The 16,440-nt window shown below is 72.7% G+C and carries 13 protein-coding genes; 9 read left to right on the plus strand and 4 right to left on the minus strand.

Going from position 1 to position 16,440, the window contains the following annotated elements:
* Positions 1-167: 167 nt before the first annotated feature.
* The 5 genes from ACQZOG_RS10620 to ACQZOG_RS10640 all read left to right on the plus strand — a co-directional run bounded on the left by ACQZOG_RS10620 (position 168) and on the right by ACQZOG_RS10640 (position 6,561).
* On the plus strand, positions 168-1,253 hold the full coding sequence (locus ACQZOG_RS10620) for a quaternary amine ABC transporter ATP-binding protein (protein ID WP_193469135.1): 1,086 nt from the start codon (positions 168-170) through the stop codon (positions 1,251-1,253).
* Positions 1,246-3,867: an ABC transporter permease/substrate binding protein gene (locus tag ACQZOG_RS10625; protein ID WP_037638727.1), complete on the plus strand. Its 2,622-nt coding sequence runs from the start codon at positions 1,246-1,248 to the stop codon at positions 3,865-3,867. Before ACQZOG_RS10620 ends, ACQZOG_RS10625 begins: the two co-directional genes overlap by 8 nt.
* Before the next feature lie 407 nt (positions 3,868-4,274).
* Positions 4,275-4,847, plus strand: coding sequence for a helix-turn-helix domain-containing protein (locus ACQZOG_RS10630; protein ID WP_033274986.1), 573 nt, complete (start codon positions 4,275-4,277; stop codon positions 4,845-4,847).
* A complete protein-coding gene (locus tag ACQZOG_RS10635) occupies positions 4,844-5,572 on the plus strand; it encodes a helical backbone metal receptor (RefSeq protein WP_430741456.1) in 729 nt (242 codons plus the stop codon). The genes ACQZOG_RS10630 and ACQZOG_RS10635 overlap by 4 nt, the downstream gene beginning before the upstream one ends.
* 53 nt (positions 5,573-5,625) lie before the next feature.
* Positions 5,626-6,561, plus strand: a complete 936-nt coding sequence (locus ACQZOG_RS10640; protein ID WP_033274988.1) for a LysR family transcriptional regulator — start codon at positions 5,626-5,628, stop codon at positions 6,559-6,561.
* A gap of 715 nt (positions 6,562-7,276) precedes the next feature.
* On the opposite strand, the gene ACQZOG_RS10645 is transcribed toward ACQZOG_RS10640, so the two are convergent.
* The 3 genes from ACQZOG_RS10645 to ACQZOG_RS10655 form a co-directional block, all read right to left on the minus strand.
* Positions 7,277-7,957 carry a gamma-glutamyl-gamma-aminobutyrate hydrolase family protein gene (locus ACQZOG_RS10645; protein ID WP_193469128.1) on the minus strand — a complete coding sequence of 227 codons (681 nt, stop codon included), beginning with the start codon at positions 7,955-7,957 and terminating at the stop codon, positions 7,277-7,279.
* A gap of 19 nt (positions 7,958-7,976) precedes the next feature.
* Positions 7,977-9,494 carry an ethanolamine permease gene (gene eat / locus ACQZOG_RS10650; protein WP_401457355.1) on the minus strand — a complete coding sequence of 506 codons (1,518 nt, stop codon included), beginning with the start codon at positions 9,492-9,494 and terminating at the stop codon, positions 7,977-7,979.
* 85 nt (positions 9,495-9,579) lie between these two features.
* Positions 9,580-10,314, minus strand: a complete 735-nt coding sequence (locus ACQZOG_RS10655; protein ID WP_037638724.1) for a FadR/GntR family transcriptional regulator — start codon at positions 10,312-10,314, stop codon at positions 9,580-9,582.
* An 85-nt stretch (positions 10,315-10,399) separates the two neighbouring features.
* Between ACQZOG_RS10655 and ACQZOG_RS10660 the strand changes: the two genes are divergently transcribed.
* Genes ACQZOG_RS10660 through ACQZOG_RS10675 form a run of 4 tightly spaced genes read left to right on the plus strand, consistent with a single transcriptional unit; the run spans position 10,400 to position 15,057 of the window.
* Positions 10,400-11,770 (plus strand): glutamine synthetase family protein, encoded by a 1,371-nt coding sequence (locus ACQZOG_RS10660; RefSeq protein WP_430741457.1) that lies wholly within the window; start codon positions 10,400-10,402, stop codon positions 11,768-11,770.
* A gap of 8 nt (positions 11,771-11,778) precedes the next feature.
* Positions 11,779-13,155 (plus strand): aldehyde dehydrogenase family protein, encoded by a 1,377-nt coding sequence (locus ACQZOG_RS10665; RefSeq protein ID WP_430741458.1) that lies wholly within the window; start codon positions 11,779-11,781, stop codon positions 13,153-13,155.
* Positions 13,156-13,161: 6 nt separating this feature from the next.
* The gene (locus tag ACQZOG_RS10670; RefSeq protein ID WP_033274994.1) at positions 13,162-13,944 is read left to right on the plus strand and encodes a 3-oxoacyl-ACP reductase; all 783 of its coding nucleotides are present in this window, start codon (positions 13,162-13,164) and stop codon (positions 13,942-13,944) included.
* A gap of 48 nt (positions 13,945-13,992) precedes the next feature.
* Positions 13,993-15,057, plus strand: a complete 1,065-nt coding sequence (locus ACQZOG_RS10675) for a DUF2510 domain-containing protein (protein ID WP_430741870.1) — start codon at positions 13,993-13,995, stop codon at positions 15,055-15,057.
* 13 nt (positions 15,058-15,070) lie between these two features.
* On the opposite strand, the gene ACQZOG_RS10680 is transcribed toward ACQZOG_RS10675, so the two are convergent.
* Entirely contained in the window at positions 15,071-16,273 is a 1,203-nt protein-coding gene (locus tag ACQZOG_RS10680) for an amino acid deaminase/aldolase (protein ID WP_203551132.1), read from the minus strand.
* Positions 16,274-16,440 lie beyond the last annotated feature (167 nt).

Here is a 16,440-nt window from a genome sequence, read left to right on the forward strand (position 1 = left end):
CGTGTTGCGCTCTGCGCCACATCTGTGAGGCGGCACACGAAAAGTTTGCGCCGTTCGATTCCGGGGAGGCGCGGCGGCGGAACGATGCCGGTTGCTGTTTCAACCTGTCGTGGGCCTCCGGGCCCGCCGCATCGCTCCGGCATCTGTCGCCGAGACGAGAGGTACGTGTGTCATCAAGGCTTGAGGCCGAGCATCTGTTCAAGGTGTTCGGCAGACGACCGGACCAGGCAGTCGAAAGACTGCGCACCAACACGGCCGACCGCGAGGAGCTGCGGTCCGACGGCGTCACCGCCGCCGTCATCGACGCGTCCTTCTCCGTGGAGCCGGGCGAGATCTTCGTCGTCATGGGCCTCTCGGGCTCCGGCAAGTCGACCCTGCTGCGGATGCTGAACGGTCTGCTGGAACCGACCGCCGGACATGTCCGCTTCGACGGGCAGGACCTCACCGGCCTGTCCGACCGCGAGCTGCGGGACGTCAGGTCCCGGAAGATCAGCATGGTCTTCCAGCACTTCGCGCTCTTCCCGCACCGCAGCGTCCGCGACAACGCTGCCTACGGTCTTGAAGTGCAGGGCGTGCCCCGCGCCGAGCGCGAACGCCGCGCCGACGAGGCGCTCGCCCTGTGCGGCCTGGCCGGCTGGGAGGACTCGTGGCCCGACGAGCTGTCCGGCGGCATGCAGCAGCGCGTCGGCCTCGCCCGCGCGCTCGCCACCGACGCCGACCTGCTGCTGATGGACGAGTCCTTCAGCGCCCTCGACCCGCTGATCCGCCGCGACATGCAGGACCAGCTGATCGAGCTGCAGAAGAAGCTGAAGAAGACCATCGTCTTCATCACCCACGACCTCAACGAGGCCATGCGCCTCGGTGACCGCATCGCCGTCATGCGGGACGGTCGTATCGTCCAGATCGGCACCGCGCAGGACATCCTGATCCGGCCGGCCAACGACTACGTGGCGTCCTTCACCCAGGACGTCGACCGCTCCCGCGTGCTCACCGCCCAGGCCGTGATGGACTCCGAGGTACACGGCGACGAGGCCGACTGCGCCTGCGAGACCGCCACGCCCGGCACGTCCTTCACCGACCTGTGCGCCATCAGCGCGCGCGTGCCGCACCCGGTGGCCGTGGTGGACGACGGCGACGTCGTCGGCGTCGTGCCCCGGCAGCGCCTGGTCGGCTTCCTCGGCGACGAGGAGGCGGCCCCCGGCGTCTGCGACAGCCCCCGCGACAAGGGCGGGAAGGTGATGGCCCGTGCCTAGGATCCCGCTCGGCGACTGGGTCAACACCTCGGTGGACTGGCTGCTCGACAACCTCACCTGGCTGTTCGACTTCTTCAAGGCCGTCTTCACCGGCGCCTACGACGGTGTCAACGCCGTTCTCCAGGCCCCGGAGCCGCTGATCCTCTGCGGCATCTTCGCGGTCATCGCCTTCTGGCTGCGGGGCACCCTCGCCGGTGTCCTCACCTTCGTCGGCTTCGCCTTCCTCGACTCCATGGAGTTGTGGGAGGACTCGATGGTGACGCTGTCCCTGGTGCTCGTCGCCACCGTGATCGCCCTGGTGATCTCGGTGCCGGTGGGAATCTGGGCGGCCCGGTCGGACCGGGTCAGCGCCTTCGTGCGGCCGATCCTCGACTTCATGCAGACGCTGCCCGCGATGATCTACCTCATCCCGGCGATCCTGTTCTTCGGGACGGGTTCCGCCCCCGGCATCGTCGCCACCCTGATCTTCGCGCTCGCCCCCGGTGTCCGCATGACCGAGCTGGGCATCCGGCAGGTCGACAAGGAACTCGTCGAGGCGGCCGAGGCGTTCGGCACCACGCCCCGCAACACCCTGCTGCGCGTCCAGCTCCCGCTGGCGCTCCCGACGGTGATGGCGGGCGTCAACCAGGTCATCATGCTGGGCCTGTCCATGGCCGCGATCGCCGGCATGGTCGGCACCGGTGGGCTCGGCGGCGCCGTCATCGAGGCCATCGGGCAGCTGAACATCGGCCTCGGCGCCGAGTCCGGCCTGGCCATCGTCATCCTGGCGATCTACCTGGACCGCATGACCAGCGCCCTCGGCACCCAGGTGTCGCCGCTGGGCCGCCGCGCGGCCGCCAAGGCGCGCGCCGCGCAGGGGCTCAAGATCTGGTCCTACCGTCCCCGGCCGCAGGTCGCCGTGGTCGGCATCGTCGTCCTGGCCCTGGTGGCCGGTGGCATGGGTCTGTTCGGCGGTACCGCCGGGTCCGGCGACACCACGGCGAACGACAAGAACGTCGGCGACGGCAAGAAGGTCAGCATCGGCTACATCCCCTGGGACGAGGGGGTGGCCTCCACGTACCTGTGGAAGGAGATCCTCGAGCAGCGCGGCTTCGAGGTCGAGGCCAAGCAGCTGGACGCCGGGCCGCTGTACACCGCGCTGGCGCAGGGCGACGTCGACTTCCAGACCGACGCCTGGCTGCCCACCACGCACGCGGAGTACTGGAAGAAGTACGGCGACCGGCTCGAGGACCTCGGCACCTGGTACGAGGAGACGACCCTGGAGCTGTCCGTCCCCGCGTACATGAAGGACGTCAACTCCCTCGAGGACCTGAAGGGCAAGGCCGCCACCTTCGGCGGGAAGATCACCGGCATCGAGTCCAGTGCCGGCATGATGGGCCTGCTCAAGAGCAAGGTGCTGCCCGACTACGGCCTCGACAAGGAGTACAAGGTCGTCGACAGCTCCACCCCGGCGATGCTGGCCGAACTCAAGCGCGCCTACAGCAAGCAGGAACCGGTCGTCGTCACGCTCTGGTCGCCGCACTGGGCCTACAGCGACTACGACCTGAAGAAGCTGAAGGACCCCAAGGGCTCCTGGGGCGAGGGCGACGCGGTGCACCTGGTGTCCCGCAAGGGCTTCGCCGGTGAGAACCCGGTCGTCGGGCAGTGGCTGAAGGACTTCTCGATGAGCGAGGAAGAACTCACCAGCCTGGAGGCCGAGATCAACAAGGCCGGCAAGGGCCGTCAGCAGGACGCCGTGCGCGCCTGGCTGAAGGACAACCCGGACGTCGTCGACAAGCTGGCCCCCGTGAAGTCCGGTCCGGGCGGCGACACCCCCGCCGAGGCGAAGCGCGCCCTGGACGTGGCGTGGTTCCCGTGGGAGGAGGACGTGGCCGTCACCTACCTGTGGAAGAACGTCCTGGAGCGGCGCGGCTACAAGCTGAACCTCAAGCAGATGGAGGTCGGCCCGGTCTACACCGGCCTCGCGTCCGGGGACATCGACCTCAACTTCGACGCGTGGCTGCCACACTCGCAGAAGAACTTCTACGAGCCGAACAAGGACAAACTCACCGACCTCGGTACGTGGTACGAACCGGTGTCGCTCGAGATCTCCGTCCCGTCCTATGTCAAGGACGTCAAGTCCCTGGCGGACCTCAAGGGCAAGGCCGACCTGTTCGGCGGGCGGATCGTCGGCATCGAGGCCGGGACCGGCCAGATGGACATCCTGAAGAACAAGGTGCTGCCCGCCTACGGCCTGGACAAGGAGTACAAGGTCGTCGACGGCTCCTCGCCGGCGATGCTGGCCGAGCTCAAGCGCTCCTACGCCAAGAAGAAGCCGGTCGCGGTCACGCTCTGGTCGCCGCACTGGGCGTACAACGACTACGAGCTGACCAAGCTCGCGGACCCGAAGCGCGCCTGGGGCGAGAGCAACACCATCCACACCATCGCGAGCAAGAAGTTCCCCGAGCAGTACCCCCAGCTCACCGAGTGGATCAAGAACTTCCACATGAGTGAGGACGAGCTCGGTTCCCTGGAGGCGGAGATCAAGAACCGCGGCCAGGGGCACGAGGAGGAGGCCGTCGCCGCCTGGCTCGACGAGCACCCGGACATGGTGGAGCGGATGACGCCGCAGTAACCGCCGTCCTGCCGGTCACGTCCTGCGAGGGGCGGGTCCCGGAGCGTCCCCCAGGGGCGCCCGGACCCGCCCCTCGCGCCGTCCGGAGCCGCCCCCCGCCACCGTAGGAATCCGGACAACCGCAGAGCGTGAACCATTCCCCGAACCTCTCCGCACCTCCCCGTGACCTTCCGGCGAACACGGTGAACAATGGCGGGAACACCCCTTTTCGCATGCGAGGTGTACCGAGGGGCCCGGCGGGCGGCTGGCGTGAACTGTGAGGTCCGTACCGGCCGCACAGGGAGGCGTCGTGACAGGCGCCTGAACGGTTTGCCGAACATGCGTAGGGTGCAGACAACTCAGCAGAGGAAGAACGCCGGAACCTCGGCGGTCGGGTGCGACGAGCGGCGGAGGAGGGAGCCGGAGCGATGGGCGACCACAAGGAACAGCCCTTGCGCGTGGGCGCGGCCGTGCGGCGGCGACGCCGCACGCTGGACCTCACCCTCGCCGTCGTGGCCGAGCGCAGCGGTCTGTCGGTCCCGTTCCTCAGCCAGATCGAGAACGAGCGCGCGCGTCCCAGCCAGACCTCCCTGGAGAAGCTCGCCGACGCCCTGCGCACCACCGCGGTCGAACTGCTCGCCGCCGCCGACCCGGCGTGCAGCGTGGACGTCGTGCGCGCCGAGGGCACCGAGGAGTGGGCGGAGCCGCGGGTGCGGTCCCTGGTCCGCGGGCACCACCAGATGCACGCCCAGGAGTTCACCGGTGACCACGACGCCGGACGGGAACTGCAGTTCCGCAACGACCAGTTGATGTACGTCGCCGAAGGCGCCGTGGAGATCGAGGCCGAGGGGCGCGCCTACCGCCTCGGCCGCGGCGACACCCTCTACCTCACCGGCGGGGTACGGCACCGCTGGCGGGCCACGGTGCCGGAGACCCGGCTGCTGGTCGTCGCCGTCGCCGAGCACATCGAGGCGCTGCGGGACACCAAGCCGCGCCGATGAGCACCCCACGCGTGGTGTCCCTCGTCCCCTCGCTCACCGAGGCCGTGGCGGTGTCGGCGCCCGGTGCCCTGATCGCGGCCACCGACTGGTGCACCCACCCCGCCGGGCTCGACGTGGCCCGCGTCGGCGGCACCAAGAACCCGGCGGTGGACCGGATCGCCGAGCTTGCCCCCGACCTCGTGATCGCCAACGAGGAGGAGAACCGGCAGCCCGACCTCGACGCCCTGCGCGCGGCGGGCCTCGACGTCCTGGTCACGCACGTACGCACCCTGCCGCGGGCCTTCGCCGAGCTGGACCGCGTCCTGACCGCGTGCGGGGTGCGGAGCCAGCCCGGCTGGCTGGACGCGGCGGAGGCGGCGTGGGAGGCGCCACCGCGGTTCCCGGAGCCGCGCACGGCCGTCGTGCCGATCTGGCGCCGTCCCTGGATGGTGCTCGGCCGCGACACGTTCGCGGGTGACCTGCTGGCCCGGCTCGGCGTACGCAATTCGTACGCGGACCACTCCGAACGGTATCCGCGCGTCCCGCTCGACGAGTTGCGCGCGGCACGGCCGGAACTGGTCGTCCTCCCCGACGAGCCGTACCGCTTCACCGCCGACGACGGCCCGGAAGCCTTCCCCGGCCTCCCCTGCGCCCTGGTCGGCGGACGCCATCTCACCTGGTACGGCCCGTCGTTGGCGGAAGCCCCAAGGGTGCTGGGGCGGGCGTTGCGGGAGGTCCGCGTCTGACGGCGGGGTGCTCGCGCGGCGGGCGTGTGCCGCGCGTTGCATAAGCTGGGCTTATGAGCAGGACGGAAGACCACGGCGGCGAACGGCCCGGGAACGGCGGCTCGCTCGCGCACCGGGTGCCCGACCTCGGCGCGCTCGAGCTGCTGCTCGCCGTGGCACGGGTGGGGAGCCTGGGCCGGGCCGCGCGGGAGCTGGGCATCACCCAGCCCGCCGCGAGCAGCCGGATCCGCTCGATGGAGCGGCAGCTCGGCGTCGCTCTCGTCGACCGCTCGCCCCGCGGTTCCCGGCTCACCGACGCGGGCGCCCTGGTCACCGACTGGGCCCGGCGGATCGTCGAGGCCGCCGAGGCGTTCGACGCGGGTGCGCAGGCGCTGCGGGACCGCAGGGACTCACGTCTGCGGGTCGCGGCGAGCATGACGATCGCCGAGTACCTGCTGCCGGGGTGGCTCGTCGCGCTGCGCGCGCAGCGGCCCGACACGGCGGTGTCCCTGCTCGCCGGCAACTCGACGGCGGTCGCGGAGCGGCTGCTGGCGGGGGAGGCGGACCTCGGCTTCGTGGAGGGGCTGACGGTGCCGGGCGGACTCGACTCCGCGGTGATCGCCCACGACCGGCTGGTCGTCGTCACCGCCCCCTCGCACCCGTGGGCCCGTCGGAGACGCCCCCTCGCGGCGGAGGAACTGGCGGCCACGCCGCTGGTCCTGCGGGAGGAAGGCTCGGGGACCCGGCAGGTGCTGGACGCGGCGCTCGGCGGACTGGCCCGCCCGCTGATCGAGCTGTCCTCGACGACGGCGGTGAAGGCGGCGGCGGTCGGCGGCGCGGGACCGGCGGTGCTGAGCGAACTGGCGGTGGGGGAGGAGCTGGGGATGCGGCGCCTGGTCCGGATTCCGGTCCAGTCGGTCGCCCTGGCCCGCGACCTGCGGGCGGTCTGGCCCACGGGCCACCGCCCCGCCGGCCCGGCGCGGGATCTTCTGTCCCTGACGCGAGGCTGAGGCGCCCCCCAGGGACGCGGGGAACGGCGCGCCCGGCCACGGTGATGCCTGCACCCGGCGTACGACTGTCCCCGGCACCCCGGTGGCCGTGGGGGCGGGCTGCGCGGCCCGGCGCTTGCGGGTTGCCGCCTGCGCCCACCCGTGCCGCCCTGCGGCACGACTGCCCGCAGGGGGTGGCGCGCCCGAAGGGGCGCGGGGAACGGCGCGCCCGGCCACGGTGTTGCCCGCACCCGGCGTACGGACAGTCCCGGGCACCCCGGTGGCCGTGGGGGCGGCTTGCATGGCCCGGCGCTTGCGGGTTGCTGCCTGCGCCCACCCGTGCCGCCCTGCGGCACGACTGCCCGCAGGTGGCGGCGCGCCCGAAGGGGCGCGGGGAACGGCGCGACCGGCCACGGTGTTGCCCGCGCCCGGCGTACGACAGTCCCGGGCACCCCGGTGGCCGTGGGGGCGGGCTGCGCGGCCCGGCGCTTGCGGGTTGCCGCCTGCGCCCACCCGTGCCGCCCTGCGGCACGACTGCCCGCAGGGGGTGGCGCGCCCAAAAGGGGCGCGGGGAACGGCGCGACCGGCCACGGTGTTGCCCGCACCCGGCGTACGACAGTCCCGGGCACCCCGGTGGCCGTGGGGGCGGCTTGCACAGCCCGGCGCTTAGGGGGCGGCGCGCCCAAAGGGGCGCGGGGAACTGCGCGGCTGGGCAGGGGCCGCCCGTACGCCGAAGTCACGCCGCGTTGATCAGCGCCCGCATGACCCGCAGGTCGTCCCCCATCTCCGGATGCCACTGGACGCCCAGAACCCACGCAGGCGCCGGAAGTTCCACCGCCTCCACCGTGCCGTCCTCCGCGTACGCCGACGGGATCAGCCCCCTGCCGAGCCGGTCCACCGCCTGGTGGTGGTAGGTGGGGACCGACGCCTCCTCGGGAACCGCGTCGGCGTACCGCGTGCCGGGCACCGGCTTCACCGGGTGACGCCCGAAGACCCCCGGCACCTCGGCGTGGCCGTCGACGTGCTGGATCAGCGTGCCGCCCAGGGCGACGTTCAGCAGCTGCATGCCCCGGCAGATGCCGAGCAACGGCACCCCCCGCTCCAGCGCGGCCGCGATCAGCGCCAGCTCCCACGCGTCCCGCCCTCGCGCCGGAGGCCCCGTACGCGGGTCGGGCTCCGCGCCGTAGCGGACGGGCTCCACATCGGGGCCGCCCGCGATCACCAGGCCGTCGAGGCGGGCCACGACGGCCTCCGCGTGCTCCGGAGCGTCCGGCGGCAGCATCGCCGCCAGTCCGCCCGCCCGCTGCACCAGCCGCGGATAGCCGGCCGGCAGCAGCGCGGCGTCCAACTGCCACACGCCCCACCGCACGCCCGACTCCGCGTACGTACTGATGCCGATCAGTGGCCTGCCCGACACCCGGACACCTCCCTCTTCCTCAGTCCCGCGCCAGTTCCGCCTCGGCCGCCGCCAGCGCCGCGAACTCCTCCTCCGGCGCCTTCGCCACCAGATGCCTGCGGCTGTACAGCCCGAAGTAGGCCAGCGCCACGATGTACACCGCCAGCGCGATGAATGCCGCCGTCACGTCCACCAGGAACGTCGCCACCAGCGCCGCGCAGGCCAGCACCAGCGCCACCGACGAGGTCAGCACCCCGCCGGGCGTCCGGTACGGCCGCGGCAGCTCCGGCTCCCGGCGGCGCAGCACGATGTGGGACAGCGACATCAGCGCGTAGGAGATCGTCGCACCGAAGACCGCGATGTTCAGCATGCGCGCCCCGTTGCCCGTGCTCGCGGCGAGCGCGAACCCGATCGCGCCCGGGACCACCAGACCGAGGTACGGGGCCCGGCGGCTGCTGGTCAGCGACAGGAACCGGGGCAGGTAACCAGCCCGGGACAGCGCGAACAACTGCCGCGACCCGGCGTAGATCAGCGAGAAGAACGAGGCGACGAGCCCCGCGAGTCCCGCGTAGTTCACGATCCTGCTCCACGCCGTCGCCTCGCCGTCCGGCTGGAGCGCCTCGACCAGCGGGTTGCCCGCGTCCTGGATGGCGGACGAGCCGCGCGCCCCGGCCGCCGTGAAGAAGGTCATCAGGGCCAGCACCACCAGGATGCCCATCGACCAGCGGATCGCGCGCGGCAGCGTGCGGGCCGGCTCCCGGGTCTCCTCGGCGGCCAGCGGCACGCCCTCCACGCCAAGGAAGAACCACATGCCGAACGGGAACGCGGCCCAGATCCCGAGCAGCCCCATCGGCAGCCAGGAACTCGCGCCCAGCGCCTCGGAGTCCACCGGGATGTCGTCCAGGGAGGACGCGTCGAACTCGGGCAGCGCCGCCAGCGCGAACACCACCAGCGCGGCCACCGCGATGCCGGTGACGACGAAGCTGAAGCGGAGGGCCTCGCCCACGCCCCACAGGTGGATGCCGATGAAGATGACGAAGCACGCCAGGTAGACCGGCCAGCCCGACTCCAGGCCGAACAGGCCGAGCGACTCGACGTAGTCGCCGATGAAGATGGAGATCGCGGCGGGCGCGAGGACGTACTCGATGAGGATCGCCGTGCCGGTGAGGAAGCCGCCCCACGGCCCGAGCGCCCGGCGGGCGAAGCCGTAGCCGCCGCCCGCGGTGGGCAGGATCGACGACAGCTCGGCGAGCGCGAACACCATGCAGGTGTACATGGCGCCCATCAGGACCATGGCGATCGCCAGGCCGCCGAAGCCGCCTTCGGCCAGGCCGAAGTTCCAGCCGGAGTAGTCGCCGGAGACGACGTAGGCGACGCCGAGGCCGGTCAGCAGCAGCCAGCCGGCGCTGCCCCGGCGCAGTCTCCGGCGCTCCAGGTAGTCGTCGGGCTCACCGGCGGGTTCACGGGATGCGGATGGATGGCTCACGGCACGGCTCCCCAGGAGGCGGTGTGGCGCGGAAGACGGTAATGGAACAGTTCCAGACCTTTGTGGGCCCATACCTTCGTGGCGCACCCGACGCGAGCGCAACCCCCGTGCGTTAAGCCGCGGTAAACCCTGCCCGGACCCGCCGCGCGCCACACCGTCAGGCGAGGAACCCCCGCAACAGCGCCGCCGTCCCCGCACAGTGCTCCCGCATCACCTCGCGCCCTCCGTCCGCGTCCCCCTCGAGAACCGCCTCCACCAGCGCCGCGTGCTGCCGCTGCGAGTGCTCCAGGTTGCGCACCAGTAGCGGGATGCAGTCCAGCAGGTCGTTCACCGTCGCCCGGACGGCCGCGTACTGCGCGGTCAGCGTGGGCGAGCCGGACAGCTCCGCGAGGGTGAGGTGGAACAGGGTGTCCGCCCTCCGGTAGTCGCCCAGCGGCGCCTCCTGCGTACCCGCCAGCGCCTCCCGCAGGCGCCCCGCCCGCTCGTCCGTCAGCCCGTGCGCCGCGCACAGCCCGGCCGCGCCCACCTCCAGCACCTCCCGGAAGCGCAGCACGTCCTCGATGTCCACCTCGGCGATCCGCCGCCGCAGCTCCTCCTCGCCGGCGTCCGTCGGACGGGGCAGCACGAACGTCCCGCCGTACCGGCCGCGCCGCGACTCCACCAGACCCTGGTCCTGGAGGACCTTCAGCACCTCGCGCAGCGTCACCCGGCTGATCCCCAGCCGCTCCGCCAGCTCCCGCTCGGCCGGCAGCCGCTCCCCGCCCGCCACCAGGCCCAGCCGCACCACCTGGAGGATCTGCTCCAGCGCCTCCTCGAAGCCGTTGCCCGCACGGACCTGCCGCAGCACCGGCGCCAGCCGGTCCCCGACCGCGCCGACCGCATCCTTGGGCATCTGGTCGCGCCCCCTTCCCAAGCAATGGTTCCCGGCAATACCTTATGGCTCCCGGCTGACCGAAGAAGCCCCAGGAGGCCCTCCCGTGGCAGACCGCACACCCCCGCTTCCCGTCGAGGAGCTGCACGCCCTCGTCGCGGCCGGCGAGATCGACACTGTCGTCCTGGCCTTCCCCGACATGCAAGGCCGCCTCCAGGGCAAGCGGTTCGCCGCCCGCTTCTTCCTCGACGAGGTCCTCCACCACGGCACCGAGGGCTGCAACTACCTGCTCGCCGTCGACGCCGACATGAACACCGTCGACGGCTACGCCATGTCCTCCTGGGAGACCGGCTACGGCGACTTCGCCATGTACCCGGACCTGGACACCCTGCGCCGCGTCCCCTGGAACGAGGGCACCGCGATGGTCACCGCCGACCTCGCCTGGGCCGACGGCTCACCGGTGGCTGCCGCGCCCCGCCAGATACTGCGCCGGCAGCTCGACCGGCTCGCCGCCCTCGGCTACACCGCCCAGGTCGGCACGGAGCTGGAGTTCATCGTCTTCAAGGACACCTACGAGCAGGCCTGGGACGCCGGCTACCGCGGCCTCACCCCGGCGAACCAGTACAACGTCGACTACTCGGTGCTCGGCACCGGACGCGTCGAGCCGCTGCTGCGCCGCATCCGCAACGACATGGCTGGCGCCGGCCTCACCGTCGAGTCCGCCAAGGGCGAGTGCAACCCCGGCCAGCACGAGATCGCCTTCCGCTACGACGAGGCCCTCGTCACCTGCGACCAGCACGCGATCTACAAGACCGGCGCCAAGGAGATCGCCGCCCAGGAGGGCGTCTCCCTCACCTTCATGGCCAAGTACAACGAACGCGAGGGCAACTCCTGCCACATCCATCTCTCGCTCGCCGACCTCGGCGGCGACAGCGCCATGCCGGACTCCCCGGAGGACCCGGACAGCATGTCCGAGGTGATGCGCCACTTCCTCGCCGGACAGCTCGCCGCGCTCCGCGAGTTCTCCCTGCTCTACGCCCCCCACATCAACAGCTACAAGCGCTTCCAGCCGGGCTCCTTCGCCCCGACCGCCGTCGCCTGGGGCCACGACAACCGCACCTGCGCGCTGCGCGTCGTCGGCCACGGCCGCTCCCTGCGCTTCGAGAACCGCCTGCCCGGCGGCGACGTCAACCCCTACCTCGCCGTCGCCGGCATGGTCGCCGCCGGCCTGCACGGCGTCGAGCAGCGCCTCGACCTGCCCGAGCCCTGCGCGGGCAACGCCTACACCGCCGGTTTCGACCACGTCCCCACCACGCTCCGCGAGGCCGCCGAGCTGTGGGAGCACAGCGAGATCGCCAAGGCGGCCTTCGGCGAGGAGGTCGTCGCCCACTACCGCAACATGGCGCGCGTCGAGATCGACGCCTTCGACGCCGCGGTCACCGACTGGGAGCTGCGCCGCTCCTTCGAACGCATGTGAGGCCCCGAGTGTCCGACCAGCCCGCCGAGCTCCAGGTGCGCAACCCCGCCACCGAGGAGGTCATCGCCACCGTCCCGGCCGCGAGCCCCGCCGACGTGGACGCCGCCGTCACCCGCGCGGCCCGCGCGCAGACCGCCTGGGCCGCCCTCGCGCCCGGCGACCGCGCACGATCGCTGCGCAGGTTCGCCGCCGCCGTCGACGACCACGTCGAGGAACTCGCCCTCCTGGAGGTCCGCGAGGCCGGGCACACCCTCGGCAACGCCCGCTGGGAGGCGGGCAACGTCCGCGACCTGCTCGACTACGCGGCCGGGGGAGTGGAACGCCTCACCGGCCGCCAGATCCCCGTCCCGGGCGGCGTCGACGTCACCTTCCTCGAACCCCTCGGCGTCATCGGCGTCATCGCCCCCTGGAACTTCCCCATGCCGATCGCGGCCTGGGGCACCGCCCCCGCCCTCGCCGCCGGCAACGCGGTCCTCCTCAAACCCGCCGAGACCACCCCCCTCACCGCCCTGCGCCTCGCGGAACTCGCCCTGGAGGCCGGGCTCCCCGAGGGCCTGTTTCAGGTCCTGCCCGGACACGGCGCGGTCGCCGGTAACGCCCTCGTCGAGCACCCCGGCGTCGCCAAGATCGTGTTCACCGGGTCCACGGCCGTCGGCAAGCAGGTGTGGGCCAAGGGCGCCGCGCACCTCAAGCGGGTCACCCTCGAACTCGGCGGCAAGAGCCCCAACATCGTCTTCGCCGACGCCGACCTGGAGGCCGCCGCGGTCGCCGCACCCCTGTCCTTCCTCGACAACGCCGGACAGGACTGCTGCGCCCGCACCCGCATCCTCGTCGAACGCACCGTGCACGACCGTTTCCTGGAGCTGCTCGCGCCCGCGATCGAGGCCGTCCGCGTCGGCGACCCGGGCCGCGACGAGGACGTCGACATGGGCCCGCTGATCTCCCGCACCCAGCTCGACCGCGTCCGCTCCTACGTCCCCGACACCCTCGACGGCATCCGCGGCAAGGCGCCCGAGGGCCCCGGCTACTGGTTCGCGCCCACCGTCCTCACCGGCGTCCGCCCCGGCGACCGGGTCGCCGTCGAGGAGGTCTTCGGACCCGTCGCCGTCGTCCTCCCCTTCGACGACGAGGCCGACGCCGTCCGCCTCGCCAACGCCACCGACTACGGCCTCGCCGGTTCCCTGTGGACCCATGACGTCGGCCGCGCCCTGCGCGTCTCCCGCGCCGTGCGCGCCGGGAACCTCTCCGTCAACTCCCATGCGAGCGTGCGCTACTGGACCCCCTTCGGCGGCTACAAGCAGTCCGGCGTGGGCCGTGAACTGGGGCCGGACGCCCTGACCGCCTTCACCGAAACCAAGAACGTCTTCATCAGCACGGAGGCCTGACCGCACATGAGCGAGGACATCATCTGCCGCCGCCTGACCGGCCGCACCGCCGTCGTCACCGGAGCCGGCAGCGGCATCGGGCTCGCCACCGCGCGCCGCCTCGCCTCCGAGGGGGCGAACGTGGTCTGCGCGGACGTCGACGAGGTCCGCGGCAAGGCCGCCGCCGAGGAGACCGGCGGGATCTTCGTGAACACCGACGTCACCGACCCCGAGCAGGTCGAGGCGCTGTTCCGCACCGCGTACGAGACGTACGGCAGCGTCGACGTCGCCTTCAACAACGCGGGCATCTCACCGCCCGACGACGACTCCATCCTGGAGACCGGCCTGGAGGCCTGGAAGCGGGTCCAGGAGGTCAACCTGACCTCCGTCTACCTGTGCTGCAAGGCCGCCATCCCCTACATGCGCGAGCAGGGCCGGGGCTCCATCATCAACACCGCGTCCTTCGTGGCCCGGATGGGTGCGGCGACCTCGCAGATCTCGTACACCGCCTCCAAGGGCGGCGTGCTCGCCATGTCCCGTGAGCTCGGCGTGCAGTTCGCCCGGGAGGGCATCCGGGTCAACGCGCTGTGCCCCGGACCGGTCAACACCCCGCTGCTCCAGGAACTGTTCGCCAAGGATCCGGAGCGGGCCGCGCGCCGGCTGGTGCACATCCCGCTCGGCCGGTTCGCCGAGGCCGAGGAGATCGCCGCCGCCGTCGCCTTCCTCGCCAGCGACGACTCCTCCTTCGTCAACGCCACCGACTTCCTCGTCGACGGCGGTATCTCGGGGGCGTACGTCACACCGCTGTAGCGGGCGGCACGCGGTGACGGCGCCCGTCGTTACAGTGCCGGAATGAGCATGACGCCCCCGCCCGGCTGGTACCCCGACCCGCACGCCCCGCACCTGGAGCGCTGGTGGGACGGCACGGCGTGGAGCGAGCACCGGCGGACGCCGGCGGGCGGCTTCGGTGCGCCGGGCGCTCCGGGCGCTCCGGGCGCCCCGGGCGTCCCGAGCTCCCCGGGCGGCGCGCCGGGTCCGTACGGGGCTCCGGGGGGCTTCGGTCCTCCGGCAGCCGCGCCTGGCAGTGGCGGTACCGGCGGCTCGGACGGGTCCGGCGGCTCGGGCGGGTCCGGCGGCTCGGGTGGTTCCGGCGGGTCCGGTGGTTCCCGCGGGGCCAAGGCCGTCGCGCTGACCGCCGCCGGGGCCGTGCTGGTCGCCGCCGTCGTCGCCGGGGCCGTGGCACTCACCCGTGACGACGAAAACCCCGAGGTCCGCACCGGGCCCAGCCCGACCGCCGCCGCGCCGACGGCACGGTCCGCGCAGCCGTCCGCCTCCGAGCCCGCCCCTGAGGACGAGGGCGTGGTCGTGGACGAGCTGAACGGCGTCACCTTCCCGCTCCTCGACGGCTGGGTGCGCCCGCAGCACGTGGTGGAGAAGGATGCCGTCATGACCACCGACGGCACCCACGACTGCCCCGGCGAGGGCTCCCTGTGCCGCGGCGGCATGGTCGTCTCCCGAACGGTGACCGCCACCGACGAGTCCTCGCCCCGCGCTCTCGCCGAGGCGGACATCTCCAAGGCCGCCGAGGAGACCTTCGACGAGGACAGCCTCGGCAGCCGGCCCTACGGCGGCATGACGTCCCACCAGGTCGTCAAGGCGGGCCCCGTCGCGGTGGCGGGCCGCGCCGGATATCTGGTGCGCTGGCGGGTCACCACCGCCAAGGGCCCCGGCGGCTACGCGCAGTCCCTCGTCTTCCCGTCCAGCGTCGGCACCGAGTCCCCGGTCCTCGTCCGCTTCCTCTTCGAGGCGGGCCCGGACGGACCGCCCGTGGCCGACATGGACCGCATCACCAAGGGCATCCGCTCCACCGCCGACCAGGCGTCCGGCGGCGGGGTCGGCAGCAGTATCGGCCCGACCGGCTGAGCGGTCGTGGGAGCTACAGGAAGGTCTGCCCCTCGCCCCGGTACGTCGGCACGGTCGCCGTGATCGCGTCCCCCTCCACCAGGTGCAGCGTGTCGAACCGCTCGCACAGCTCGCCCGCCTTGGCGTGCCGGAACCACACCTTGTCGCCGATCAGCAAATCGTCCGCGACCGGCCCCAGCAGCGGCGTCTGCACCTCGCCGGCGCCCTCCTGCGGGTCGTAGCGCAGCCCCTCCGGCAGATACGGCACCGGCAGCCGGTCCGCGCCGGGCGCGCCGGACGCCGGGTAGCCGCCGCCCAGCACCGTCACCACGCCGACCCCGGGCCGCCGTACCACCGGCAGGGCGAACAGCGCGGCCGGACGCCCCGTGAACGACGTGTAGTTGTCGAACAGCCGCGGTACGTACAGACCCGAACCGGCCGCGATCTCGGTCACCGCGTCCTCGGCCGCCGTGTGCTGCACACTGCCCGTGCCGCCGCCGTTGACGAACTCCAGGTCCGGCACGACCTCCCGCACCGCCCGCACCACCGCGGCCCGCCGTTCGGCGAGTTCACGGCGCGCGGCCGCCTGCATCAGCCGCACCGCGCGGGACCGCAGCGGCCGCCCGGCCACCGCGTCCCCGACCCCGGCGACATGCCCCTCGTACGCCATGATCCCGACGACCTCGAACCCCGGCCGGCGGGCCACCGCGCGGGCCACCTCGGCGACCTGGGCGGGGGAGTGCAGCGGGGAGCGGCGGGCGCCGATCCGCACCCGCCCGCCGAGGAGCTTCAGCGCGGTGTCCAACTCCAGGCACACGCGCACCACTTCACCGCCGCCGGCCCGTGCCGCGTCGATCAGGTCCAGCTGCGCCGGGTCGTCGATCATCACGGTGACGGCGGCGGCGAGCTTGGGATCGGCGGCGAGTTCGGCGTACCCGGCGCGGTCGGCGGACGGGTAGGCGAGGAGGACGTCGTCGAAACCGGAGCGGGCCAGCCACAGCGACTCGGCGAGGGTGAACGACATGATCCCCGCGAAACCCTCGCGGGCCAGGACGCGTTCGAGCAGCGCCCGGCAGCGGACGGACTTGCTGGCGACCCGGATCGGCTTGCCGCCGGCGCGGCGGACCAGATCGTCCGCGTTGGCGTCGAAGGCGTCCAGATCCACGATCGCGACGGGGGCGTCGAGCTTTGCGGTGGCCCGGTCGTAACGGGCCCGGTCGGCGGCGCGCGCAGTCATGACCGCAGCCTGCCAGACCGGATTACCGCAGGGTAGGGGGACGTTCCGGGCAGATGCCGCGGGCCTGCGGACTGGTTCCCGTTCGACGCGCCGCACGCCGTAGAGTGACGCGCACGCACGGCGGTACGGGGCCGGCCCGGTCGTCCGGGCGGGATGACGCGCCGGTC

The sequence above is a fragment of the Streptomyces sp. P13-3-3 genome, assembly GCF_050571355.1.
GTDB classification, from domain to species: domain Bacteria; phylum Actinomycetota; class Actinomycetes; order Streptomycetales; family Streptomycetaceae; genus Streptomyces; species Streptomyces althioticus.